General features: G+C 69.2%; 21 protein-coding genes and 3 tRNA genes. 13 read left to right on the forward strand and 11 right to left on the reverse strand.

Translation table 11 applies throughout. From position 1 onward, the window contains the following. The first annotated feature begins 70 nt into the window (after positions 1–70). From OHV05_RS16895 to OHV05_RS16905, 3 genes are all read left to right on the forward strand, one after another. A complete protein-coding gene (locus tag OHV05_RS16895) occupies positions 71–2596 on the forward strand; it encodes an ATP-binding protein (RefSeq protein ID WP_405018424.1) in 2526 nt (841 codons plus the stop codon). After that, the gene (locus OHV05_RS16900; RefSeq protein ID WP_405018425.1) at positions 2593–4362 is read left to right on the forward strand and encodes a DEAD/DEAH box helicase family protein; all 1770 of its coding nucleotides are present in this window, start codon (positions 2593–2595) and stop codon (positions 4360–4362) included. Before OHV05_RS16895 ends, OHV05_RS16900 begins: the two co-directional genes overlap by 4 nt. 80 nt (positions 4363–4442) lie before the next feature. After that, the gene (locus OHV05_RS16905; RefSeq protein WP_405018426.1) at positions 4443–4973 is read left to right on the forward strand and encodes a hypothetical protein; all 531 of its coding nucleotides are present in this window, start codon (positions 4443–4445) and stop codon (positions 4971–4973) included. Positions 4974–5073: 100 nt separating this feature from the next. On the opposite strand, the gene OHV05_RS16910 is transcribed toward OHV05_RS16905, so the two are convergent. Then, the gene (locus tag OHV05_RS16910) at positions 5074–5934 is read right to left on the reverse strand and encodes a DNA cytosine methyltransferase (RefSeq protein ID WP_405018427.1); all 861 of its coding nucleotides are present in this window, start codon (positions 5932–5934) and stop codon (positions 5074–5076) included. Here OHV05_RS16910 and OHV05_RS16915 point away from each other — a divergent pair. Then, positions 5934–7106 carry an ISAs1 family transposase gene (locus OHV05_RS16915; RefSeq protein ID WP_405018428.1) on the forward strand — a complete coding sequence of 391 codons (1173 nt, stop codon included), beginning with the start codon at positions 5934–5936 and terminating at the stop codon, positions 7104–7106. The genes OHV05_RS16910 and OHV05_RS16915 overlap by 1 nt on opposite strands. 22 nt (positions 7107–7128) lie before the next feature. Here OHV05_RS16915 and OHV05_RS16920 read toward each other — a convergent pair whose 3' ends face one another. Beyond that, positions 7129–7458: a DNA cytosine methyltransferase gene (locus OHV05_RS16920; protein ID WP_405018429.1), complete on the reverse strand. Its 330-nt coding sequence runs from the start codon at positions 7456–7458 to the stop codon at positions 7129–7131. Between the two features lie 98 nt (positions 7459–7556). Here OHV05_RS16920 and OHV05_RS16925 point away from each other — a divergent pair, with 98 nt between their 5' ends. Together OHV05_RS16925 and OHV05_RS16930 are read left to right on the forward strand one after the other, a co-directional pair. Beyond that, positions 7557–8270, forward strand: coding sequence for an HNH endonuclease (locus OHV05_RS16925; protein ID WP_405018430.1), 714 nt, complete (start codon positions 7557–7559; stop codon positions 8268–8270). A gap of 134 nt (positions 8271–8404) precedes the next feature. Next, positions 8405–9613: a DNA cytosine methyltransferase gene (locus tag OHV05_RS16930; protein ID WP_405018431.1), complete on the forward strand. Its 1209-nt coding sequence runs from the start codon at positions 8405–8407 to the stop codon at positions 9611–9613. Here the strand turns inward: OHV05_RS16930 and OHV05_RS16935 are convergent. Next, positions 9521–9934, reverse strand: coding sequence for a very short patch repair endonuclease (locus tag OHV05_RS16935; RefSeq protein ID WP_405021480.1), 414 nt, complete (start codon positions 9932–9934; stop codon positions 9521–9523). The genes OHV05_RS16930 and OHV05_RS16935 overlap by 93 nt on opposite strands. Before the next feature lie 540 nt (positions 9935–10474). On the opposite strand from OHV05_RS16935, the gene OHV05_RS16940 reads away from it, so the two are divergent. From OHV05_RS16940 to OHV05_RS16955, 4 genes are all read left to right on the forward strand, one after another. Next, a complete protein-coding gene (locus OHV05_RS16940) occupies positions 10475–10639 on the forward strand; it encodes a hypothetical protein (RefSeq protein ID WP_184917147.1) in 165 nt (54 codons plus the stop codon). 70 nt (positions 10640–10709) lie between these two features. Continuing rightward, positions 10710–11003, forward strand: a complete 294-nt coding sequence (locus tag OHV05_RS16945; protein ID WP_403037795.1) for a Dabb family protein — start codon at positions 10710–10712, stop codon at positions 11001–11003. 243 nt (positions 11004–11246) lie between these two features. Beyond that, positions 11247–12134, forward strand: coding sequence for an RNA polymerase sigma factor SigF (locus tag OHV05_RS16950; RefSeq protein WP_403037792.1), 888 nt, complete (start codon positions 11247–11249; stop codon positions 12132–12134). A 154-nt stretch (positions 12135–12288) separates the two neighbouring features. Then, positions 12289–13203 (forward strand): RNA polymerase sigma factor SigF, encoded by a 915-nt coding sequence (locus OHV05_RS16955; protein ID WP_405018432.1) that lies wholly within the window; start codon positions 12289–12291, stop codon positions 13201–13203. 33 nt (positions 13204–13236) lie between these two features. Here OHV05_RS16955 and OHV05_RS16960 read toward each other — a convergent pair whose 3' ends face one another. Both OHV05_RS16960 and OHV05_RS16965 read right to left on the reverse strand, forming a co-directional pair. Next, complete coding sequence (locus OHV05_RS16960) at positions 13237–14127, reverse strand: tyrosine-protein phosphatase (protein ID WP_403037787.1); 891 nt, start codon at positions 14125–14127, stop codon at positions 13237–13239. Between the two features lie 127 nt (positions 14128–14254). Next, positions 14255–14458: a hypothetical protein gene (locus OHV05_RS16965; protein WP_405018433.1), complete on the reverse strand. Its 204-nt coding sequence runs from the start codon at positions 14456–14458 to the stop codon at positions 14255–14257. 163 nt (positions 14459–14621) lie between these two features. Between OHV05_RS16965 and OHV05_RS16970 the strand changes: the two genes are divergently transcribed. Continuing rightward, positions 14622–15590, forward strand: coding sequence for an aldo/keto reductase (locus OHV05_RS16970; protein WP_405018434.1), 969 nt, complete (start codon positions 14622–14624; stop codon positions 15588–15590). A gap of 193 nt (positions 15591–15783) precedes the next feature. On the opposite strand, the gene OHV05_RS16975 is transcribed toward OHV05_RS16970, so the two are convergent. The 3 genes from OHV05_RS16975 to OHV05_RS16985 all read right to left on the reverse strand — a co-directional run bounded on the left by OHV05_RS16975 (position 15784) and on the right by OHV05_RS16985 (position 21352). Next, positions 15784–16731, reverse strand: a complete 948-nt coding sequence (locus OHV05_RS16975) for a C40 family peptidase (protein ID WP_405018435.1) — start codon at positions 16729–16731, stop codon at positions 15784–15786. Next, a complete protein-coding gene (locus OHV05_RS16980; protein ID WP_405018436.1) occupies positions 16728–18020 on the reverse strand; it encodes an SPFH domain-containing protein in 1293 nt (430 codons plus the stop codon). The genes OHV05_RS16975 and OHV05_RS16980 overlap by 4 nt, the downstream gene beginning before the upstream one ends. 167 nt (positions 18021–18187) lie before the next feature. Next, complete coding sequence (locus tag OHV05_RS16985; RefSeq protein WP_405018437.1) at positions 18188–21352, reverse strand: Ig-like domain-containing protein; 3165 nt, start codon at positions 21350–21352, stop codon at positions 18188–18190. Between OHV05_RS16985 and OHV05_RS16990 the strand changes: the two genes are divergently transcribed. Together OHV05_RS16990 and OHV05_RS16995 are read left to right on the forward strand one after the other, a co-directional pair. Further along, the gene (locus OHV05_RS16990) at positions 21339–21500 is read left to right on the forward strand and encodes a hypothetical protein (protein WP_405018438.1); all 162 of its coding nucleotides are present in this window, start codon (positions 21339–21341) and stop codon (positions 21498–21500) included. The two genes, OHV05_RS16985 and OHV05_RS16990, sit on opposite strands and share 14 nt — an antisense overlap. 222 nt (positions 21501–21722) lie before the next feature. After that, positions 21723–22904 (forward strand): globin domain-containing protein, encoded by a 1182-nt coding sequence (locus OHV05_RS16995; RefSeq protein WP_405018439.1) that lies wholly within the window; start codon positions 21723–21725, stop codon positions 22902–22904. A gap of 60 nt (positions 22905–22964) precedes the next feature. Here OHV05_RS16995 and OHV05_RS17000 read toward each other — a convergent pair. From OHV05_RS17000 to OHV05_RS17010, 3 genes are all read right to left on the reverse strand, one after another. Next, positions 22965–23037 (reverse strand) — tRNA-Arg (locus tag OHV05_RS17000). A gap of 39 nt (positions 23038–23076) precedes the next feature. Beyond that, positions 23077–23152, reverse strand: a tRNA-Arg gene (locus OHV05_RS17005). Between the two features lie 129 nt (positions 23153–23281). Next, a tRNA-Ser gene (locus OHV05_RS17010) sits at positions 23282–23375 on the reverse strand. Positions 23376–23490: the final 115 nt, after the last annotated feature.

Raw genomic sequence — 23490 nt, forward strand, 5'->3', positions numbered from 1 at the left:
CAGGCAAGGGTTGCCGAAGATTAACCTGCGCTTGTCTTACACCCCGCCAGAGAACGGAATGTCCTTGCCGATGGCGCACAAACTGCTCGACATCACCCCGACTCCTGACGTGCTGGTGGCGCTCACCCGGACGCCCATCAGCCCGCTGGACGCGCTGAGCGAGCTGATCGATAACGCTATCGACTCATTCCGAGCCGCGGAGACAGCCGGGCAGTCGTCACCTGTGCGTCAGGTGCTCATCGACATCCCCGGGAACGCCGAGGTCGGCAGGGACGAAGGCCTGGTCCGGGTTCGCGACACAGGTGCTGGCCTATCAGAGGAACAGATCGCCGATGCAATGCGGGCAGGCTTCAGCAACAAGAACCACTACGACACGCTTGGCCTGTTCGGGATGGGCTTCAACATCGCGACCGGGAAGCTCGGTCGTGTGACCCGCGTTGTCTCTGCCCGGAGGGACGATGACTACGCCGTCGAAGTCGTCCTAGACCTTCCGAGGCTCATTCAGGACAGGAAGTTCACCGTCACGGCAGAGCGGCGGGACAAGCCGCAGGGCCTTGAGCACGGCACGGTGGTCGAGGTTCGCGGCTGGTGGCCTGCTGGTGACGCCAACAGCGGGTTCATCCGCGACCTCGCCAAGATCCCTAAGAACACCCTTCGGGACCGTATCGGCCGCCGGTACGCCACGCTCCTCAGGGGCGAATGCGGCGAGCCGGTCCACATAAACGTCAACGGAGTGCGCTGTCAGCCGTTCGAGCACTGCACGTGGTCGACTCAGCGGTATGTCACCCGCCAGGCCCACGGGAACATCTCTGCACGTGTCGAGTTCGATGAGGTCATCGACCAGTCACGCCGGTGCCTGCAGGACGGCACCGAGTTCGGGGCTGCAGAGTACTGCCTCCGCTGCGGCGGAGGTGAGAGCAGGGAGATCAGGCACCGGATCCGGGGATGGGTGGGCATCCAGCGATTCGACGATCAGGACGACTTCGGCATCGACCTCATCCGCAACGGCCGCGCAATCCGTGTCGCTGAGAAGGAAGCCTTCTTCCAGTACACCGACCAGGCTACCGGCAGGCCTGAGCGGGAGTATCCGATTGACCAGCAGTATGGCCGTATTGTGGGGGAGGTACACCTCGACCAGGTTCCGGTAGACTTCCAGAAGCAGGACTTCCAGAAGGCAACGACGGAGTGGCAGGCCGCCATGGCCTACCTGCGTGGCGGATCCCTCTTGCCCACGAAATGGGAGGAGGGAATCCCCAACAGCTCCCACGTATCCCAGCTCTTCCAGGGTTACCGGAAAGTCAGGAATATCGGTCGCGGCGACATGTATATGGGGCACTATGACGTCGCGAAAGGCAAGGCAGCACGCATTCCGCGCGACGTCGAGAGAGAGTACTACCGGCGGTTCCTCAACCGCGAGGTTGGCTACTACGACGACGCCAAGTGGTGGGAGCTAGTCGAGACAGCCGGCGAGCCCCCCATCGAGGCCCTGCCGGAATGCCCGGAGTGCGGCTTCCAGAATCCCCGTGATGCCGAGACCTGCAGCGGATGCGAATTCGTCCTCGACAGCAAGCCATGCCGCAACACCGACTGCCAGAAGCCAATTCAGCGATCGGCTGTTTCCTGTCAGCACTGCGGCACCTCGCAGGTCACGAAGATTGAGATGCCCTGGGCGTGCGCATTCTGCAGCACGGCAAACAAGGCGGGAGAGGAGCGCTGCTCGGTATGTAACAGCGTCAAGGGATCCCCCCATCCGGCGAGTTCCGAAGCTCTCGAGCCGGCGTCCGAAGAACGGCCTGGCCTCAGCGTTTCGCGGCTTGTCATCGCGCTCGCCAACGGCAAGCCGACCGACCCGCTGGATATCGAGGTCCGCTCGGTCATGCGTCCGATCGCTGCGGCCCACGGGCACGAGCCTGTCCCGCTGGTTACGAACTCCAAGCCGGGGCACATGACCGTCTACGCCGACCTGACCCACCCAGCCTTCACTGACATGGGCCTGCGCCCCGAGTATCTCATCGCCTCAGAGGCGGCCCAGTACCTGCATGCCCTGCACGCGAACCTGCGGGGCCAGCGGGCTCACACAATCGCGACCCTGACTTCAGAGATCCTCAAGCAGGGCTGGGGGGAATCGGTCGCCGAGAATGCCGATACGGTCAGAACACAGATTAAGGACTTGTTCAGCCAGATCACTGAGAAGGTCGCTACAGTCCCGCGAGCAGAAGACTTCTACGATGAGCTCGATGAGACCCAACAGCGCTCCATGGCCGAGTCGATGATCAAGTCTGGAGTCGACCTATCGGAGCTCAGCCGCTTGAAGAAGACGGGAGGGTACCTCCGCTTCTGCGACAAGGACACGCTCGCCTCCTTCTTCAATCGGCACCCCGGAGGCTGGTTCGGCGGCCAGGTTTGGTCCGACGGTTGGCCGGAGGCTGCGGACGTTGGCCCCATCGTTGCAGAGAAACTCCGCGAGGAGCTGCATCTGAAGTATCTGCGCTGTCTTGAGGACTGCGCCTCCTATCTCCGATACGAGCAGCCCGAGCGCTTGCTCGTTGTTCGCGCCAGTGCCGCCGCTGAGTTCCTGAGTGACAAGCTCTCATGACTCAACGGATCGCCACTGACCTCCACCTCGACGGCACGGGATGGCAAGCGCTCGAGCGGACTGTGCAGCGCCTGATCACCGCCCAGGGGTATACCGGCGTGCAGCTCGTCGGCGCGTCGGGAGACGGCGGAGCCGATGTCATCGCCACCCGGGGCGGCCGCCGGTGGCTGTTCCAGGTGAAACGCTGGCGCCTCCCGGTAGGGCCTGACGTCATCGCGCAGACCGTAGCTGCATGCCGCCGATACGATGCGGACATCCCCGTCGTCGTCAGCACCAGCGGGTTTGATCCGAGCGTCAGGATGCAGCAGGAACAGCTCGTCGCACGTGGCCTCAAGCTACAGCTATGGGACCGCCGGACTCTCCTCCGTCAGGCAGAGCGGGTCCCTGCGGAGCCGCTGTCCCAACGCGATCCCGACAGATATCAGCTCCGCTCCTACCAAGTGGCCGCAGTAGACGGGATGATGGGCGAGCTCGTCAACGGCGCCCGGAGTTCCCTTGTCGTCCTCGCCACTGGCTTGGGGAAGACATTCGTTGCAGCGGAGTTCTACCGGCGATACGCCGCGGCACGGCCGGATATCAAGGCACTCGTGCTAGCCCACCGCAACGAGCTCGTCTACCAGCTCGAGCGCTCGTTCTGGCCGATGCTCCCGGCTTCCTGCTCGACCGGGGTGTGGAACGGTAGTGAGCGGCCTGGTCCGGGCGTGCTTGCCGACCTCGATATCGTCTTCGCCTGCGTGGACAGCGTGGCTGGCGCTGTCTCTTCGGGGCGGCCCTTGCCTGACTACGGACTTGTCATCGTGGATGAATGCCATCACCTGGGCACCAGCACGTACAACACCGTGTTGAAGGAGCTCTCCGCAGGAAGCGGTGGCGCCTTCTTGGTCGGAATGACTGCTACCCCTTGGCGGCCTGACGGGACAGCCCTGTCTCACTGGTTCGACTTCCCTATCGTCAACGTTGATATGGTGCGGGGCCTACGCGACGGCTATCTAGCAAATGTTGACTATCGCATGTATACAGACAATATTGACTGGGACTCGCTGACCGCAGGTAATCCTGGGAGTTCCGGGCCGACGCTAACCCCCCGAGGCATTAACCGAACCCTGTTCATTGATGAGTGGGATGACGCTGTCGCTGAACGGCTCGCAGAGGCATGGTGCGAGCAGAGCAGGCCGAGAGCCATCGTTTTCTGCGGCACCATCGACCATGCCGAGCGCATGGCTGGACGTATCAACGCACTTGGCTTCACCAGTGCAGAGGTCATCGCTTCACGCACCTCGAGCGGTAAGGCCGTTGACACCGCAACCCGCGGCCGCATCCTCTGGGATTTCGCTGACGGCCGCACCGGCGTGCTCTGCGCGGTCGACGTCCTCAACGAGGGCGTCGACGTCCCGGACGTCAACATCGTTGTCTTTCAGCGGGTCACCCATAGCAGAAGGATCTTTGTCCAGCAGCTCGGGAGAGGACTCCGACTATCCCCGGGCAAGGAACGTGTAATTGTCCTCGACTTCGTTTCAGATATTCGACGCTTCGCAGCCGGATTGGGGCTCCAGGAATCACTCGCGACCTCTGGAGGAAACCGCGACGCACGCGTCAGCATCGGCAGCAGGGTCACTTTCATGCGCGCCAATAGCGAGGACCGCCAGGGCGCCCAGTTCCTCAGGGAATGGCTTGGCGACCTCGATGCCGTCGAAAGTGCAGGCGAGGACACCCATATCCTCAGGTACCCTCCTGACGACATCCTCGCCAAAGCCGTCAAGCGATAGGGATGGAACCCCGAATGCCAAGGAACAGTGCTAGTGCCCAGAAAAGCTGGCATCGCCTCAAGCCCGACACGGTATATGCAGTGGGGCAGCTCCACTCGCAGCTTTCAGAGCCCGACGCGTCGCCGCAGGACCTGATCGACGCCTACCTCTTTGCCAAGCAGGTGCTCGCCGAGTCCATGCAAGCCCTGCTTAGGGACCAGCTCCCAGAGTCCTGCCCTGCCTTTCGCGAACTCAGGGAGCGCCTCAGCGAGACTCTTACTGAGCAGTTCGGCGGCCGGATACCGGCGAAGTACCTCAAGGTGCCGTATGGGACACGAATCCATGAAGAGCTCTTCAGCATCCTCCTGCAGCGCGCAGGGGAGCCTGTGCCGGCGATGATGCTCCGCATCATCGCTGCCGACTCTGTCCACGCAGAGAGGCGTATGCGTGAGCTCAGGGAGCTCGGACTCGATATCCACGCAGGGAAGGCCCAGGGGACCGATGTGTACACCCTGTGCTCCCTGGAAATTGATCCAAGCCTGACCCCTTCTATCATTGGGAACCTCATCAAGAAAGACAAGTCGCTTCCGAAGCAGGAAAAGGATGCCCTGCTCGCCAGCCTCGAGGCGTGATCTGTAGCAGTTTCGATTAAATCCCGAAGCGCCAGATCAGTTTTCTCATTCTATAGTTCATATAGATACTAAAAAATTCGACCACTGTGCCAAGCGGCAACTACACAGCAGGCTGACGCGGTGCTGGCCTCAACACAGCAGCAAGGGAGCGGCCCACGGCTTCCGCAACCGGCGGTGGGAAGGCGTTACCAATCTGGCGGTAGCGCGCAGTCTTGTTTCCGGTGAACATCCAGGTGCCGGGAAATCCTTGGAGAAGGACTATTTGATCGGTGGTCAGCCGGATCGGCAACTGATCCCCCTTGCTCGGCACCCGATTGGCAAGGCTGACCCCGTTAACGCCGAGCTTGGCCCATGCCTTCCGTGCCCCCGAGGGCCCCAGGTCTGGACCGCCATGCCTTCGGGACCCGCCGCAGATGGTGGGGCCGACTTGGTCCGCAAGGGCCGCCCAGGTGTCCGCCAGCTCCCAGCCATCCCAGGACATTGAGCTTCGGAGGACCCGGCCCACGGTCACCAAGCCCTCGCGGAGCAACGGGACCGGCCATTCGAACTGCCCCCAGAGAGCAGACGGCAAGGCCACCAGGACGGCCCTGGGGCGCAGCTGGGGCACTCCGAAGTCGCAGGCGTTCAGCAACCGCCATTCCGACTCATAGCCGAGGGCCAACAGCTCGCCGGCTATCTCCTCGCGATAGTCGGCGAACTTAGGGGAGAGAAGGCCCTTAACGTTCTCGATCATGATCGCCCTCGGTCGAAGCCGACCCGCCAGAGCAAGCACTGCGGGGAACAAGTCCCTCGGATCGGCCCTCCCCAGCTGACCAAGGTTTCGGCGTAGTCGCATGACGTCCGGCTTGTGACGATCTGTCGGGTGGGCAGTCCCGGGAAAAAGACAGGCACGGCTTCCAAGATCATGGAGTTCTCGACGCCCCGTGATCCAAGTGGAAGACCGTGCCTGCCGACGCATCATTGCCGATCCCACCTGCCCTTGACCAGCTCCGCGAGCGCCCCGAGGTCGTACCCGAGGAGATCCCGGGGCTGCTGGAACGGCTGGCCGAGGTGCCGGACCCCCGTGACCCACGCGGAGTGCGCCACGCCCTGGCCGTCGTACTGACGCTGACCGCATGCGCCGTGCTGACCGGGGCCACTTCGCTCTTGGCCGTCGGCGAGTGGATCGCCGACGCCCCTGCTCAGGTTCTGGAGTGCCTCGGCATCCGTATCGATCCGCTGCTGCCCACGCGGCTGGTGCCCGTCGAGTCGACGGTCCGCCGGCTCCTGGCCCGCATCGACGGCGACGCGCTGGACCAGGCGGTCGGCCGCTGGCTCGCCGACCGCCGCCCCCAACCGAGCGGTGCCGCCGACCTGCGCGGAGTGTCGGTGGACGGCAAGAGCCTGCGCGGAGCCGCCAAGGCGAAGGGCCGCAGGGTCCACCTCCTGGCAGCCATGGAGCACACCACCGGCCTGGTGCTGGCCCAGCTGGACGTCGGCGAGAAGACCAACGAGATCACCTGCTTCCAACCCCTGCTCGACACCGTCGCAGGCCTCGCCGGGACGGTCGTCACCAGCGACGCGATGCACACCCAGCGCGAGCACGCCGGCTACCTCCTCGGCCGGAAGGCGCACTACATCGTGATCGTCAAGGGCAACCAGAAGAACCTCCGCGAGCAGCTCAAGTCCCTTCCCTGGAAGGACATCCCACTACAGGTCCGCACCAAGGACACCGGTCACGGACGCTTCGAGATCCGCCGCATCAAGGTCGCCACCGTGAACAACCTGCTCTTCCCCGGCGCCCGCCAGGCCATCCAGATCAAGCGCCGCCGCACCGACCGCAAGACCAGCAAGACCACCATCAAGACCGTCTACGCCGTCACCAGCCTGACCGCCGACCAGGCCACCCCGGCCCAGCTCGCGAAGCTGATCCGCGACCACTGGCACATCGAGGCCCTGCACCACGTCAGGGACACCACATTCGCCGAGGACGCCTCCCAGCTCCGCACCGGCAACGCACCGCGCGCGATGGCGACCTGGCGAAACCTCGCCATCGGCGCTCTGAAGCTTGCCGGAGTCACCAACATCGCCGCCGCCCTCCGCCGCAACGCCCGAGACGTCACCCGGCCGCTCGCCCTCCTCGGCCTCACGTGATCACAAACCGGACATCACGCGACTACGCCGAAGCCTTGCCCAGCTGACGCCCCGCCAGCGAAAAGGGCGGACAGGGCACACCGCCGGCCAGCAAGTCCGGTGCGGCTCCGAGCTGCGGCGCACCTTGGAGCTGCCGCACGTCACCTTGAAGGACCGGCCACTTCGGGCGATTGGCCTGGAGCGTGGCGCAGGCATCCGCATCAAGCTCCACCAAGCATGAGTGCGTGAAGCCAGCCCTCTCCAAGCCCAGCGCCTGCCCTCCCGCCCCTGCGCAGACCTCCAAGACGGTCATCCGCCCTGTCGCGGCAGCATCAGGCAAGCAGAATTTATCTGTCGGCATGTTGATCAGCATGCCCCAACTTGCCCGGCAAGCACAGGCATCATAGGGTGGCTTCACTCGAGCGAGTGAATGTCGAATGTATGACCTATTACCTGAGGATGAGTGGGCCCGTGAACGAGCCGCTGGACTGGCGCAACGAGACGCTGGGGGCGCGCATCCGCGTAGCCCTCTGGCTGCAGGAACAGGGCGTTGGGGCGAAATTCAAGAAGCAAGAGATCCGCGCCGCCATCGTGGGCACCGAGCAGGTCGACCGCCGCATGCGAGATTTGCGGCCGGCGGGCTGGGTGATCAGGACATACCGCGACATGCCCGGCCTGGCGCCTGATGAGTTGTACCTCGAGACCATCGGTCTGCCTGTCTGGGAGGCCAAGCACCGGGCAGCCGGGCTGCGCCAGATCAGCGCGAAGACACGGCGGCTCGTCCTGGAGCGCGACGGCTCGCGGTGCCGCCGATGCGGGGTCGGAGCGGGAGAGCCCTATCCGGAGAGTCCGTCGATCCTCGCCAGAATGACTCTCGGCCACGTCGTCGGACACGAGGCAGGCGGATCAGCGACCCCCGAAAACCTGATCACCGAGTGCGCACGCTGCAACGAGGCCGTCAAGGAGTTCACCGGACCTCAGCTTGGAGACGGTGAGGTCTGGAAGCGGATCGAGGCGCTGTCTCGTCGGGACAAGCAGGACCTGCTGGCCTGGATGGTCCATGACGCAAGGGTGATCAACCAGAGCGAGCGCGTCTGGGGCCTCTACCGGCAACTGCCAGCTGCTCACCGGGATGCTCTCAAGAGCAGGCTGTACAGCCTGCTGCACTCCACCAGGGAGCCCTAGCGGCGGGAGTGACAGAGGCCTCGGGCAGGCTTGCCTGATGTCACCGCGGATGAGGGTCCGAAGTGTCGTTCCAAGCTCCTTCGGCGCTCTGCGACACTTGGACCTTCTGACGGATGAAATCAGGAGGATCCCAGATGGCCCCCAGCGCCGAGCCGCTGACCTCGATTGAGATCTGTGCTGGCGCCGGCGGGCAGGCCGTCGGGCTCCACGCCGCAGGGTTCAAGCACCTTGCACTAGTCGAGATCGACAAGCACGCAGTAGAGACCCTGAAGCTCAATCTGCGGGACCGGGCGGGCTGGGACTACGAACGCGAGCACTGCAAGGTGCTCAGCATCGATGTCAAGGACTTCAAGCCACTCTCCGAGATCGAAGGCTTGGAACGCGAGGAATTGGCCCTCCTAGCCGGAGGGGTGCCATGCCCGCCCTTCTCCATCGCAGGCAAACAGCTCGGCGCGGACGACGAGCGGGATCTGTTTCCGACCATGCTCAACCTCGTGGAGGACCTGCGCCCCAAGGCGGTCATGATCGAGAACGTCCGCGGCATCCTCGAACCCGACCACAAGTTCAAGGGCTACCGCGAACAGATCGTGCAGCGCCTTCGGTCTGCGGGGTACCGCTTCTGCGGCTGGAAGGTCCTGGAGGCAGGCGACTTCGCTGTTCCTCAGCTCCGGCCTCGCGCAATCCTGGTGATGATCCGCAGTGACGTGTACCGCGGTTTTGACTGGCCTGAGCCGAATGACCAGCCGGTCACCGTGGCCAACGCGCTGCAGAAGACCATGCGAAACAGGTACACCGCCTACAAGCGCACCCTCAGCGACCCGCTGGACGTCCAGGAAGCAGAGGCTGCTTACCAACGCTGGCTGCGGAAGGCCAAGCAGGGCTCGATCGCCCCCACACTGGTGGGCGGCTCGAAGAAGCACGGAGGCGCCGATCTGGGGCCCACCCGGGCGAAGAAGGCCTGGGCCGCGCTCGGAGTCGACGGCATGGGCGTCGCCAACGACATGGACAAGGTTGTTCCGCAGCGGGACCTGCTGTCTGACACCGGGCCCATGCTGACGGTCCGCCAGGCCGCAATCATCCAGGGGTTTCCGGAGAACTGGGAGTTCTACGGCGGGAAGACGGCCCGTTACCGGCAGGTCGGCAATGCCTTCCCGCCCCTGGTCGCGGAGGCCGTGGGCCGAGCGATTGCCGAAGCGCTGAACAGGACCGGCCCTGTCCTTCCGGACCCGGAGGAGGCCCTCAACGACGGGTCACTGCTCACCCGGAGCCTGCTTCCTACGCAGGAGGCCAATCCGTCTGGCAGCCACGGTGTCAGCGACGAGGAGAGCACACTCGTCGGCTGACTGGTGCTCCCAGAATCGGAGGACTGTCCACCCGGCCTGCTGAAGCCGAGCGTCCGTATCACGATCACGGGCAATGTTGCGGGCGACCTTGTCAGACCAGTAGCCCGGATTGGTCTTGGGCGGGACGTAGTGCTCCGGACAGCCGTGCCAGTAGCAACCATCGACAAAGACTGCGACCTTCGTGGGCCGGAACACGAGGTCTGCCGTCCGGCGGAGATCGGGCAGCGGGCGGGCGCAGACCCGGTACCTCAGACCAGCGGCGTGCAGCAGGGACCGGATGGCCTGCTCTGGCGCCGTGTCCCGGTTCCGGATCGCCTGCATGTTCTTCCGGTTGGCCGCTGACGACGCCCACGACCCCTCCGGCGGGGTCCAGGGACCGCTTGCCATCAGTCCCCTCCCGTCTCAGAACCGAACTTGCCCAAGCCAGTATGAACTGGCTGACGGGCCGAGAGGGAAGACAAGCAATACGAGCACCCGGGACGGATGCTGAAGGCCCCGCGCTCTCGGGTCACTGACCACCGGTGCCCGGTGAGTGCGGGGCCTGCTCGTGGTTGGAGGGGGCAGCCGTCCCGGGGGGACGGACGGCTGCCCCGGCGGAGTCCCACAACCGGGGTCGTGTCGGGGGGAAGTCACGACGCCCGGTCCCACAGCGGGGAGCTCCGGTCCACGTACCGGTGATTCCTGCCAGATCCCTCGGTACGTGTTCCATCCTGCGGGACGGGGTGGGGGTGGGCATCCGGAGAAGGGCCCGTCTTGCGGGGACCTTCGTCCTGGGGAGTGAACGGGGCACTCACCTGATGGGCCGTCCGGTGGATAAGCTGCGGGGCAGGTGGTGCGGCGATCGGGAGGCGGGCGGTTCGGGTGGCACAGGCGAAGAGGATCGGCATGTGGATGCTGCTGATCTTCGTGATCTACACGGTCATCACTTCTCCGACCAGAGCGGCCGAGTTGGTCCAGTCGGGGTTCGTCGGGATCTCGGACGCGGCCAAGGCGGTCGGCACCTTCATGACCGGGCTGGTGAGCTGACCCGGAGTGTCCCGGGCTACCGTGGGCGGGTTCGAGCAGTACACCCTCACCCCCCGCTAGGAGCGGCAGCGTGATCCGGCACCTGGTCCTGTTCAAGCTCAACGACGGCGTCACGAAGGACGACCCGCGGGCGCTCGCCGGCGCCGAGGCGTTCGACGCGCTCGGTGGCGTGATCCCCGAGCTGCGCGAGTGGGAGTGCGGCTGGAACACCACCGACCGCGACATCGCGTACGACTACGCGATCAACAGCAAGGTCGAGGACCGCGAGGCGCTGGCCGCGTACATCGGCCACCCGGCCCATCAGGCTGCCGCCGGACAGTGGCGTGAGTTCGCCACCTGGGTGATCGCCGACATCGAGGTCTGATCGTCCACAGCTGGACGATCGTACCCGTAGCACCCTTGAGCCCCCTGGCATGCAGGACGTCAGGGGGTCTCTGCGTACCCGGCAGCTCTCCCGACAATCCACCAACACGCCAACCGCCGGTACTTGCCCGCGATGTGCACGACTTGTGATGCTATGACCGGTTTTGCCGGAAGCTGGCGAGGTGATGAGCGAGCGCGGACCACAGCCGGTGGGTCGGATTCGCAGGGACTAGGGAGGGGTGACGTGTCCGTGCAGACACAGGGCAGCAGCGCGCCGGAGACCAGCGAGGAGACCGTGCCGAAGGAGCCCGGCGAGGCTCAGCAGGCGGACCCGCTGGTGGAGTTGAGGGATCGTCCGCCGGGCGCCCGGAGTTCGGTGGACGTCCGGACGCTGACCAGGGTGCTGTTCGAGCGGCTGGCCGAGCTGCCGCCGGGCGCACCGGAGCGCGAGCGGGTGCGGGCGGCGCTGATCGAGGCGAACATTCCGCTGGTGCGCTACGCCGCGACCCGGTTCCGCAGCCGGAACGAGCCGATGGAGGACATCGTCCAGGTCGGCACGATCGGCCTGATCAACGCGATCGACCGGTTCGACCCGACCCGGGGCGTGCAGTTCCCGACCTACGCGCTGCCGACCATCCTCGGCGAGATCAAGCGGTACTTCCGGGACAACGTCCGCACCATGCACGTCCCGCGCCGGCTCCAGGAGCTCTGGGTCCAGGTCAGCGGCGCCATGGAGGAACTGACCATCACTCACGGCCGCTCGCCCAAGGTGCCGGAGATCGCGGCCAACCTGCGCATCCCGGAGGAGGACGTCCGGGCCTGCCTGGCGGCCGGCCGGGCGTACAACGCGGCCTCGCTGGAGGCCGCCCAGGAGCACGAGGGCGGACTGGCCCTGCTGGACCGGCTCGGGTACGAGGACTCGGCGCTCGCCGACGTGGAGCACCGGGACATGGTCCGGCACCTGCTGGTGCAGCTGCCGGAGCGGGAGCGGCGGATCATCATGCTGAGGTTCTTCGCGAACCTGACACAGTCCCAGATCAGCACCGAGTTGGGCATGTCGCAGATGCACGTGTCCCGACTACTGTCCAGAATCCTGGCCAGACTGCGGACCGGGAACTCCTGGGAGGAGTAGGGTCCTCGCTGCGCGTTACCGCTGAGTGACATCTTGCGACGTTCGGGTTTGCCGGGGCGCGTGGTCCGGTATTGAGCTGGAGGGGTCGTCCGGCTCCGGGAACTGTCACTGGGTGATACCCGTTGAACAGTCAGTCACGAGGGGGGTGGGGAGCATGTCCGGAGAGCTGGGCAGTGCGGAGGGCCACGGTATGGCGGCGGCTCTCGTGTCGGTGGCCGAGCCGACATCGGGGCAGGTGACGGGCCGGCAGGTGACGGGGCAGCAGATCCCGGCGCAGCAGACGTCCTCGCCCGTCCTGGTCGTCGACCGCACGCTGGACACCCGGACGCTGTCGCGTTCGCTGTTCCAGCGGCTGGCCGTGCTGGAGCCGGGCAGCGACGAGCACACGTACGTCCGCGACACCCTGATCGAGCTCAACCTGCCGCTGGTCCGGTACGCCTCCGCCCGCTTCCGCAGCCGGAACGAGCCGATGGAGGACATCGTCCAGGTCGGCACGATCGGCCTGATCAAGGCGATCGACCGGTTCGACCCGGAGCGCGGGGTGGAGTTCCCGACCTTCGCGATGCCCACCGTGGTCGGCGAGATCAAGCGCTTCTTCCGGGACACCAGCTGGTCGGTCCGGGTGCCCCGGCGGCTGCAGGAGCTCCGGCTGGCGCTGACCAAGGCCGGCGACGAGCTGTCCCAGAAGCTCGACCGCTCCCCCACCGTCGCCGAGCTGGCGGTCTTCCTCGGCGTCACCGAGGAGGACGTGGTGGAGGGGCTCGCGGTCGGCAACGCGTACACCGCCAGCTCGCTGGACTCCACTCCCGGCGAGGAGGACGGTGACGGCCCACTGGCCGACCGGCTCGGCTACGAGGACCTCGCACTGGAGGGCGTCGAGTACCGCGAGTCGCTCAAGCCACTGCTGGCCAAGCTGCCGCCGCGCGAGCGCCGGATCATCATGCTGCGCTTCTTCGGGAACCTGACCCAGTCGCAGATCGGCGAGGAGATCGGCATCTCGCAGATGCACGTCTCCCGGCTGCTCACCAAGACGCTGACCCAGCTGCGGGCCGGGCTGATCAGCGAGTAGCGGCAGCGGGAGTAACGGGGGCCGGGGGGTCAGTCAGGCCAGCAGGTTGGCGCGCAGGCCGGCCAGCACGCTGTCGTCCAGGCCGAGACCGGCCTGCCAGAAGTGCTCGAAGGAGGTCCAGCCGGTCGCGACCTCCTCGAAGGCCGCCTCCAGGTACGCCCGCTCGGCCCGGAAGACCGGCAGCAGCAGGGTCGGGTCCTTCATCAGACCCTGGGTGCCGAAGCTCTCCACGATGTGCGCGATCAGCGCGGCCGAGCGGGTGTTGGTGAGCAGGTAGTCCTCGAACACGGTGTCCCGGTCGACGCCGAGCGCGGTCAGGGTGAGGGCGGCCACCCAGCCCGTCCGGTCCTTGCCCGCCGAGCAGTGGAACAGCACCGGCGGGCCGTCCGGCGCGGCCAGCAGCCGCAGCACGGTGGCGAACCGGTCCCGGGCCACCGGGTCGGTGACGAACCAGCGGTAGAGGCCGGTCATCATCCCGGCTGCCTTGCCGTCGCCGAGCAGCGCGAACTGCTTGTCGGCGTCCCGGTCGGCCAGCGCGTCGCGGAGCGCCACGTAGATGTCGAAGTCGGCGGCGAACACCGGCAGGTGGTGCAGGGTCGGGCCGTCCACGCCGACCGGCTCGACGGTGACCGGCTCGGTGGAACGCGCGAGCTCGACCAGGTCGGCCGTGGGCAGACCGGGGATCAGGTCGGGGCCCGCCTCGCGGACCTCGTCCGTGCTGCGCAGGTCGACCACCCGGCGGACGCCGGCCGCGACCAGCAGCGCGCCGTCCTCGGCCGTGAGCCGGTTCAGCGCGTCGGCGCGCAGCGCGACCCCGTGCCGCAGCACCGCGCCGTCCGTGGTCCGGTAGCCGCCGAGGTCGCGGGCGTTGGCCGCACCCGACAGCCCGAGGCTGCGGGCGATCTCGGTGGACTGCTGGGTCACGGTGGCCTCCGGTGGCACTGGTGTACGGGTCGCTCGGGCCCGGCCAGTCTAGGTTCTGCCCGACCGGGTCCGTCGCGACCGTGTGCAGCGCCGGGCACCCGGCCGGAGCCGGGTGCGGCGGAGGTGGTTACTTGACGGCCAGCCAGACCACGGCGCCGAGCACCAGCAGGGCGACCACCGCGATGCCGACGAACAGGCCGGTGCGGTTGCTGCTGCCACTGGCGCTGCCGTAGGTGGTGACCGAACCGGGCGCCTGGGCGGGCGGGGTCTCTTCGACGAACGCCCGGAACATCTGGGTGTTGCCGGCGGGGTCGTAGTCGTTGTCAGCCATGGGCAGGACTCTAGCCAACCCGGCCGGTCGGGGAACACCCCGGACCCCTCGTAGGAGTGACCGGAGAGTAACCGGCCGCCGGTCTGCGACGGGCGTGCGACAGCCTTGTGAAAAGTGGTCCCCGGCCGGAATGGCGGCCCGGCCGATCCGGTTGACTGCGGTCATGACCGACAAGCTCAGCGATGCTCCCCACCGGGTGACCCTCGGCGGTTCTGATCTCACCGTGTCCACTCTCTCGCTCGGCGGCAACGTGTTCGGCTGGACCGCCGACCGGGCGGATTCCTTCGCCGTTCTCGACGCGTACGCGGCCGGCGGCGGCAACTTCGTCGACACCGCCGACGTCTACTCTGCCTGGGTGCCGGGCAACACCGGCGGCGAGTCCGAGACCATCCTCGGCGACTGGCTACGCAGCCGGGGCAACCGGGCCGACATCGTGGTGGCGACCAAGGTCGGCGCCCACCCGGAGGCCACCGGGCTGTCCGCGGTGACCGTCAAGTCCGCCACCGAGGAGTCGCTGCGCCGGCTCGGGGTCGAGCGGATCGACCTGCTGTACACCCACCGGGACGACACCTCGACGCCGGTCGAGGAGTTCGTGCCCGCGCTCGACCAGCTCGTCCGGGAGGGCAAGGTCCGGGCGGTGGCGGCCTCCAACATCAGCGCGGAGCGGCTCACCGAGGCCCTGGAGTTCTCCGCCCGGGAGGGGCTGGCGGCGTACGTCGCGGTGCAGCCGCACTACAACCTGGTCTCCCGCGACACCTACGAGGGCCCGCTCGCCGACGTGGTCGCGGCGTACGGGCTGTCCGCCGTGCCGTACTACGCGCTCGCCTCCGGCTTCCTGACCGGCAAGTACCGGCCGGGCGGCGACCCGGTGGCGAGTGCCCGGGCGCTCGGCGCCGCGCGCTACCTGGAGAGCCCGCGCGGGCCGAAGGTGCTGGACGCGCTGGACCGGGTGGCCGCCGCGCACGGCGTGGCGCCGGCCACCGTCGCACTGGCCTGGCTGGCCGCGCAGCCGACCGTCGCCGCACCGATCGCCAGCGCGCGGACGGTGGCGCAGCTGCCGGCGCTGCTGGCGGCGGCTCGGCTGGAGCTCGGGGCGGAGGAGCTGGCGCTGCTGGACGCGGCCTCGGCCTGACGGCGGACCGCCCGACCGGGGGCCGGCTGACGGCGCATCGGGGCGCGGGGCCCGCGTGAACTGCCGGACGGGCGGCTCGCGCGGGTGGCCACGCCCCTGACGTGCCGCCCTGAGGGTGGGACTGTCGGAACGTGGACTTCCCGGCGCCCCGCCACAGTCGGCGGAGCGCCGGGAAGGCATGAGGGGCGCCGGACTACGGGCGGCCGAAGTGCGTGGGGTAGTACCCCTTGCTCAGGGTCGAGATCCGGATGGTGGTGCCGGGGCGGGCGGCTTCCAGGTACTTGTTGTCGCCGAGGTAGATGGCGACGTGGTGGATGCCCGAGGCCCGGCTGCTGTTGGACCAGAAGATCAGGTCACCCCGGCGGAGCTGCCCCGAGCCGATCGGGGTGACGGCCGCGTACTGGTCGTCGGCGACCCGGGGCAGGCTGATCCCGGCGCGACCGTACGCCTGCTGCACCAGGCCGGAGCAGTCGAAGCCGGCCGGGCCGTTGCCGCCCCAGAGGTACGGCCTGCCCAACTGGGCCGAGGCGAAGGCGATCGCCGACTCGACGGAGCCGTTGGCGGGCTTCGCGGGCGCGGTCGGCGGCGCGGGCGTCGGGGCGGGAGCGGTGCCGCCGACGGCGCCCTGGCCGGTGCGGGCCTGGTAGACCGACAGATAGCTGGTGTAGCGCCACTCGCCGCTGCCGTTCTTGAACCAGTACTTCGAACCGTCCCAACCCTGCTGGATCCCACCGGAGTTGGTGGACGAGCCGGTGGAGCCTGCGGAGGACGGACCGGCACCCTGGCCGGTGCGGGCCCGGTAGACCGAGAGGTAACTGGTGTAGCGCCACTCGCCGTTGGCGTTCTTGAACCAGTACTTCGAACCGTCCCAGCCCTGCTTGCCCGGCGCCGGCATGGCGTTCGCGGTGGTCGCGCCGAGCCCGAGGCCGATCACTCCCGCACCGGCCAGCACGGTGGTGGCGACGCAGGTGGCCCGGACCGCCCGGTGCATTCGGCTGCCCTCCACCTCGCCGGGTCCGGATGTGTTCCGGGTCCTGAGCAGGTGGCGCGCGGTGGCCAGGCAGTGGGCACAGGCGCACGGTCCGGCGGTCGGGGAGCTCTCGGAGAAACCGATCAGGGCGGGGTCGGTGGCTATCTTCACGCGGGTTTTCCTTCCTTCCTCCCGGCCCGGACGGCCGGTGAGGGTACCGAGGCGGCCACCCCGGCGGGGGCCACGAACGCGACCAGCAGGTGCTCCATCAGCGCGCTGCGGGCGGCCTCGTCCAACTCGTGTGCGGTGGCCCGCTCCAGGCGGCGGACCGCGAGGGCGGCGGCCTCGACCGCGTCGTCCACCAGGACGGTCCGCAGCCCCGCGTCCAGGTCGGCGAGGCGGCGGCGGCGCATGCTCTCGGCCACCTCGGGCGCGTAGTCGAGGGCGAGCGGCTGGACCGAGTAGACCTCGATCCCGGCCGGCGCCGCCTCGGCCGCCAGCGACCTGGTCAGCTCGTCGGCGAACCACTGGCCGTCCCGCAGGGCGGGACCGGGGGCGGAGTTGCTGTCGCAGGGCAGGGCGCTGGCGGTCCGGGTGAGCACCGCGTGCACCTGCTCCCGCAGGTAGTCCTCGTGCTCGGCGATGGCGAGCGTCGCCCGCGCGGTGTCCCGGACCCGCCAGACGATCAGCAGCCGGACCACGATCGGGGTACCGGTGCGGTCGGCGACCTGGACCGGCTCGCTGCGCCAGTGGCGCAGCCGGACGTCCACCCGGCGGCGGCGCAGCAGCGGGTTGACCCAGAGCAGACCGGTCCGGCGGACGGTGCCCCGGTAGCGACCCCAGCGGCTGAGCACCCGGGTCTCACCACCGGCGTTGACCAGCAGTCCGGCCAGGGTGGTCAGCGCCACCAGCCCGGCCGCCGAGACGGCGACGATCGAGCGGGCCGTGATCTCGGCTCCGCCGCTCGCCTTGGCGGCGCTGGTGCGGAGGTCCGGCAGCGGGTCGAAGTGCGGGATCACCCCGGCACCGGCGAGCACCAGGACCACCCCGGCCGTCGCGGCCAGCAGCACCAGCAGGGCGAGCCAGCCGGGCAGCGAACGGGCCTGGTGCTCACGGAGGGTGGGATCGGTCCGGGGCGGCCGACGGCTCGCCCGGGACTCGCTGCTCGACGCGCCGGCGGGACCGTCGGCCTGGCCGGACCGGGCAGCCGTCCTGACGGCGGGTCCGTACGGCGTGTCGGGTCCCGCCAGGGCGTCCACCAGGGTCCGGGCGCCGAGCTCGGACTCGGTGTCCAGCTCGTCCGGGACGATCACCACCGGCCTGGCCTTGATCAACGGCTTGGCGACCGCCTCGGCCACCGCCTTGCTGAGCTGGGTGGCGCCGCCGCCGCGCTGCGGCAGCTCCGGCGGGGTCGGGGGCCAGGAATTCGGTCGCGGCGAAGGGTCGCGGGTGACGTCCATGCACGGTTCCTTGGGGGTCGGTGTGTCGCGCGACGGGCGGCCCGGGATGTGATCGGGCGGGGCCAGATTCAGGCTAAGTTGATAAGTCATCAAATGCGACATTTAGTACTCGGCGTGTCGCGGCCAATCTGACGGCGCGTCGGGCGACGCGCCGTCAGATCCCCAGCTCAGCGACGTCGCCGCCCACCCGAACCACGCCCGAACACCCGACGGGTCAGCAGCCCGACCGCCACCAGCATCAGCAGCACGCCACAGGCCGCCGTACGCCAGGTCTCGGCGCTCGGACGCTCGGCGCCCACCGGCGGCGCGGCGAGGTTGCGCTCCTCCGGCCCCGTCGGGGTGGCCGAAGCCGCCTCGGCGGACGGGCTCTCGGGAGCGGAGCCCTCGGACCCCTCGGGCGCGGCGGGTGCGGCGGCCTTGGTGGCCTTGCCGGCGGCCGGACTCGCCGACGGCGAGGTACTCGCGACGGGCGAGGCGCTCACGAGCGGCGAGGTACTCGCGGACGGCGATGCACTCGCGACGGATGAGGCGCTCGCGGACGGTGCGGCGCTCACGCTGGGCGAGACGCTCGCGGACGGCGAGGCCGCAGCGCTCGCTGCGGGTACGGCACCCCCCGCCTCCGCCACGCCGGCCACCGGCGTGGCCGCTCCGACGGCCGGTGCGGTCACCTCGGCCGACGGTGTCGCCACCCCGGCCGGCGGTGCGGCGACGGCGGACGACGGAGCGGGCGCGGACGGCACGGCGGCGACCGCTGCCGGAGCGGGCTCGGAGGAGGCGGACGGGGACGGGGACGCGGCCACACCCGCCGGAGCCGCCGCCGGGCTCGCAGGCGTCTCGGCGATCACCGGCGGGACCACGATCGGCAGGAACGCCGCCGCCTCCTCCGGCGTCAACATCGGTTCGCCGAACGGCTCCCCGACCTCGGCCACCGAGGCCGAGGGCGACGGCACACCCGAGGCGCCCGGCACACCCGCCGGCGACGGGTAGGGCACGAGCACGTCCGAGGGCACCGGCAGCACAGGCGACGGCGTAGGCATGACCGAAGGCACCCCAGCGGAAGGCACCGCGGACACCGTGGGCGAGGCCGAGGGCGTGGCAGGTACCGAGGGCAGGCCCGACACCACAGCGGACGGCGAAGGCGAGGGCGACGGCGACGGCGACGGCGACGGCGAGGCCACCGCCGCAGGCCGCGCCGTGACCGTGACCGCGTCCGCCGAGGTGGCGTTGCCCGCCCGGTCGGTGGCCGTGACCACCAGGCTCTGCTCACCCGCCGTCAGATCCCGGGCGGGCGTGCAGCTCCAGGCCCCGTCGACCCCGGTCACGGCGGTGCAGAGCACCACCCGCTCCCCGGCCGTACCTCCCCGGGTGGTGACGGTGACGGTGGAGCCGGGTTCGGCCCGGCCGGTCAGCCGGGGGCGGACGGTCGTGAGTTCGGCGCCCGCGGCGGGCGAGCCGAGCACCGGCCGGGGCGGCGCCACGGTGTCGACCGTGAGCGGCGCCGGTGCTCCGGCGGTCCGGTTCCCCGCGCCGTCGGTGGCCGCCGCGGTCAACTGGTGCCTGCCGTCGGCGAGGTTCTCCACCGGCAGGCAGGACCAACTGCGGTCGGCCGCCACGGCGGTGCTGCACAGCTCTCCGGCGATCCGCCCGGCGCCGGGCGCGTTGGCGGCGTCCACCACCGAGACGGTGCTGCCGGGATCGCCGGTACCGGTCAGCAGCAGGCCCGGGTCGTTGGTGTACTCGGGCAGGGTGAGCACCGGGGCGGCCGGCGGGGCGGTCTTGACCGTGATCCGCACCTCCTCGCCGCGCAGCACCACGCCGCCCTTGGTGGTCTCCACCGGGGTGAGGGTGTGCGCGCCCGCCGGGAGCGGCGCGTCGGGCCGGCAGCCCCACCGGCCGTCCTTGCCCACGGTGGCCCGGCAGAGCGTGGCGTCACCGGCCATGATCGCGACGGTGGCGCCCTGCACCCCGCCCTCGCCACGGATCTCCGGACGGACGTCGGCCACCACGGCGCCGCTGACCGGTCCGGTGATCTCCGGCCGGGCGGCGCCGACCGTGAGGTTGATCCGCTGGTCGGTCACCTCACCGGAGTCGGCGAAGCCGCCGGGGGTGACGAGTTGGGCGGAGTTGCGGGCGATCCGCAGCCTGGCCCAGGTCTCGCCGGCGGCGGCGTTGCCGGGGACGGTCCACTCCAGCCGCGCGGTCTTCGCGCTGACCAGCACCTCGCTCTGCACCCGTTCGGTGGCGTCGAACCTGCCGTTGTGGTCGAAGTCGATCCAGCCGGCCAGGGTGGCCGGCCCCGGACCGGGACTGACCGGGACGGTGAGGTCGTAGTACCGCCCGATCGCCGCCTCGGCCGGGAACTGCACGGTCGGGTCGGCGCCCTGGTACTCGCCGCGCCCGGGCTGGAGCGCGGGCGGTGCCGGGTTGGCCCAGGGGCTGCGACGGGCCGCGCCGCCGTCCACCTCGACCATCGGCTGGGCCCGTTCGCTCAGTTCGGCCGGCTCCTGCGGGGTCAGGTCGCCCGGGGGCAGCAGCGGGTGCAGCGAGGCGGCGGCCAGCACCGGGCGTGCCCCGGCGACCCCGGCGGCGGTCCGCCCGAGGAAGACGTCCGAGACCAGGTGCGAGGCGTTGCCGTACCCCTGCGGGGCGGTGCCGACGCCCTCGTCGAGCGTCACGGTGTACGCCTGCGCCAGCGGTGCGGGGGCGGTGGTCGAGCCCTCCCGCGCGGTGCTGCGCTGTTCGACCCGGAAGGTCACGGTGCTGACGGTGCCGGAGAGTTCGAGCGTGCCGCTGCCGAGACCGGTGCCGTCGGCGGCACCTTCGCCGGTCGGGGTCAGGGCGTTGTCGCCGACCGTCCAGCCGGCCCAGTCGGTGCGGGCGACCAGGCTGGGGGCACTCGGCGAACCGCCGGTGACGGTCAGTCGGCTCGCTGTGCCGGTGGTGCCGCCCTTGCCGGTGGCCAGCGCGGCCAGTCCGCTCAGGTGCAGCCGGGGGTTGCGGACGGCGCGGCCGAAGGACAGCTGGAGGGTGCCGAGGGTGCGCCAGGAACCGTCGGCCACCGGGCGCTCCACCCCGAGTTCGAAGCCGGTGGCCGGGTCACCGCCGCGCAGCCCGTCGGCGTATCCCGGGCCGCCGGTGGCGAGTTTTCCGGGGACGCTGCGAACCGCGACTCCGGGGAGGGGGGCGAAGTCGAACTGGATTCCGAGGCCGGAGGGCAGCACGGCCCGGCGCTCGGCGGTCCAGGAATCCGGGGTCTGCTGGGCCTCGGCAGCCGGTCCGAGCAGGGTGGTATTCCAGCCGAGGAGCAGCCCGGCGGCCGTGATCGCGGCCATTCTCCGGGTGATTCCGTTGCGTCGGGGTGATCTCGTCGCCGGCCGGCCCGAGCTGGTGGCTGACGACTCGGCGGCGTGGGAGGACTGTCGGCTCATCCGGCTCTCCTTCGTGTCGGCCGCCAACCGGCGCGGCGGGCATAAGTTCTGACAAAACGGAATCACGATCTGGAGTCCGTCATACCGTGACACCGCGATGAATGCCCCAGTGCTACCCGATTGGCGGTCACTCGTCCGGCAGCCTAGGAAGCCGACCGGCCATCCGTTTTCAGCCACTCGGGGTTGGCGGTCAACCGGCCGTTACTGTCCGGTGCTTGACCGTTCATTACTGATACCTGTTCGAATAATTCGCAGCTTGCGTAGAATCTGCGCGGTGTCCTTCGACCCAGCGGTCATCCGCGCCAGCTTCGCCGTCGTCGAACGCCGGGCCGACCAGCTGGTCAAGTACTTCTACGTGCACCTGTTCGCACACAGCCCGGAGCTCCGGCGGCTCTTCCCGAAGGATCTGACCGAACAGCGCGACCGCCTGTTCCACGCGCTCACCCAACTCGTGCTCCAGCTCGAACAGCCGGGCCGGCTCACCGAGTACCTGCGCGCGCTCGGCCGGGACCACCGGAAGTTCCAGGTCACCGCCGAGCACTACCCCGCCGTCGGGGCCAGCCTGCTCGCCGCACTGCGGCACTTCTCCGGCCACTCCTGGACCCAGGAGATCGAGAAGGCCTGGTCCGAGGCGTACACGGTGATCTCGCAGACCATGCTGGACGGCGGCAGGGCCGCCGCCCAGAGCCCGGTCCGGTGGGAGGCCGAGGTGACGCACCGTCGGCGGGCGGCGGCCGACCTGGTGGTGCTCACCCTCCGGCCGGACCACCCGTACCCCTACACGGCGGGCCAGTACCTCTCGCTCTGCTCGCCCCGGCTCCCCCGGCTCTGGCGCCCGTACACGATCGCGGGCGCGCCGCGCCCCGACGGCACCCTGGAGCTGCACGTCCGCCGGGTGTTCGGCGGGCAGCTGAGCAGCCTGCTGGTGAACGACGTGCTGCCGGGCGAGACGCTGCTGCTCGGTCCGCCGATCGGCGACACGGTGCTCGACCAGCGGTCCGACCGGCCGCTGCTGGCGGTGGCCGGGGGCACCGGCTGGGCCACCGTCAAGGCGCTGATCGAGCAGCTGGCGCGCGGCCGGGAGCGGGCGGCCACCGTCTTCCTGGCCGCCCGGCAGGACGCCGACCAGTACGACCTGCCGGCCGTCCGGGCGCTGGTGGCCGAACACGCCTGGCTGGAGGTGGTGCTGGCGGCCCCCGAGGACGGCGCCGAACGGGAGGCGGCGGTCGACCTGCTGCGGACCGGCCTGCGGGACGGCGCCGACTGGTCCGGCCACGACATCTACCTCAGCGGCCCACCGGACCTCGCGCCCGAACTCGCCGAGCTGCTGGTCGAACTGCACGCCGAGCCCGAGCTGATCCGGTACGACCCGGCGCCGCTCACCGCGCGCAGCGGGCGGCCGCTCTCCTCCTCCGAGTGGTTCCTCACGCCCCGGTCCGCACCGTGGGTCAGGTAGCGGCCCGGTGGGCCGGGAACGGCGAAGGCCCCGGGTGGGTCACCCGGGGCCTTCGATCTGTGCGCTCAGCAGGATTCGAACCTGCAACCTCTTGATCCGTAGTCAAGTGCTCTATCCGTTGAGCTATGAGCGCTCGGGCGGCCCAACGTGCGGGCCGCAGAGCGGTGGTGCGTGGTGCGCTCAGCAGGATTCGAACCTGCAACCTCTTGATCCGTAGTCAAGTGCTCTATCCGTTGAGCTATGAGCGCTCGCCCTGTGCGGCCTGGGCCTTGCGGGGCGGTGCGGGGACAACATTACATGACCCTCGACCTGGGGCGAAATCGTTTGCCCGGGGGTACGGCAGGAGCCCCGCCGGTCAGTGACCGACGGGGCTCCAGTGGCGGAGGCTGAGGGATTTGAACCCTCGATGGGCTTGAAGGCCCAAACCGCATTAGCAGTGCGGCGCCATAGACCGGACTAGGCGAAGCCTCCTCCACGACGGATCGCACCGACCAGCGGTGCACTCCGTGCGACTGAGATGATGCCACAACCCCGAGGCCTGACACCAACCACCGACAACGTTACCGGCCGGGTCGTCCACGGCGCA

Source organism: Kitasatospora sp. NBC_00070 (assembly GCF_045041205.1).
In the GTDB taxonomy this organism is placed as follows: Bacteria; Actinomycetota; Actinomycetes; order Streptomycetales; family Streptomycetaceae; genus Kitasatospora.

Excerpts from the sequence above, each read along its gene's own strand:
- OHV05_RS16895 (WP_405018424.1), top strand. The coding sequence starts at position 71 with ATGGCGCACAAACTGCTCGACATCACCCCGACTCCTGACGTGCTGGTG.
- OHV05_RS16900 (WP_405018425.1), top strand. The coding sequence starts at position 2,593 with ATGACTCAACGGATCGCCACTGACCTCCACCTCGACGGCACGGGATGG.
- OHV05_RS16910 (WP_405018427.1), bottom strand. The coding sequence starts at position 5,934 with ATGATGCGTCGGCAGGCACGGTCTTCCACTTGGATCACGGGGCGTCGA.
- OHV05_RS16920 (WP_405018429.1), bottom strand. The coding sequence starts at position 7,458 with ATGCTGATCAACATGCCGACAGATAAATTCTGCTTGCCTGATGCTGCC.
- OHV05_RS16930 (WP_405018431.1), top strand. The coding sequence starts at position 8,405 with ATGGCCCCCAGCGCCGAGCCGCTGACCTCGATTGAGATCTGTGCTGGC.
- OHV05_RS16935 (WP_405021480.1), bottom strand. The coding sequence starts at position 9,934 with ATGCAGGCGATCCGGAACCGGGACACGGCGCCAGAGCAGGCCATCCGG.
- OHV05_RS16955 (WP_405018432.1), top strand. The coding sequence starts at position 12,289 with ATGTCCGGAGAGCTGGGCAGTGCGGAGGGCCACGGTATGGCGGCGGCT.
- OHV05_RS16965 (WP_405018433.1), bottom strand. The coding sequence starts at position 14,458 with ATGGCTGACAACGACTACGACCCCGCCGGCAACACCCAGATGTTCCGG.
- OHV05_RS16970 (WP_405018434.1), top strand. The coding sequence starts at position 14,622 with ATGACCGACAAGCTCAGCGATGCTCCCCACCGGGTGACCCTCGGCGGT.
- OHV05_RS16980 (WP_405018436.1), bottom strand. The coding sequence starts at position 18,020 with ATGGACGTCACCCGCGACCCTTCGCCGCGACCGAATTCCTGGCCCCCG.
- OHV05_RS16985 (WP_405018437.1), bottom strand. The coding sequence starts at position 21,352 with ATGGCCGCGATCACGGCCGCCGGGCTGCTCCTCGGCTGGAATACCACC.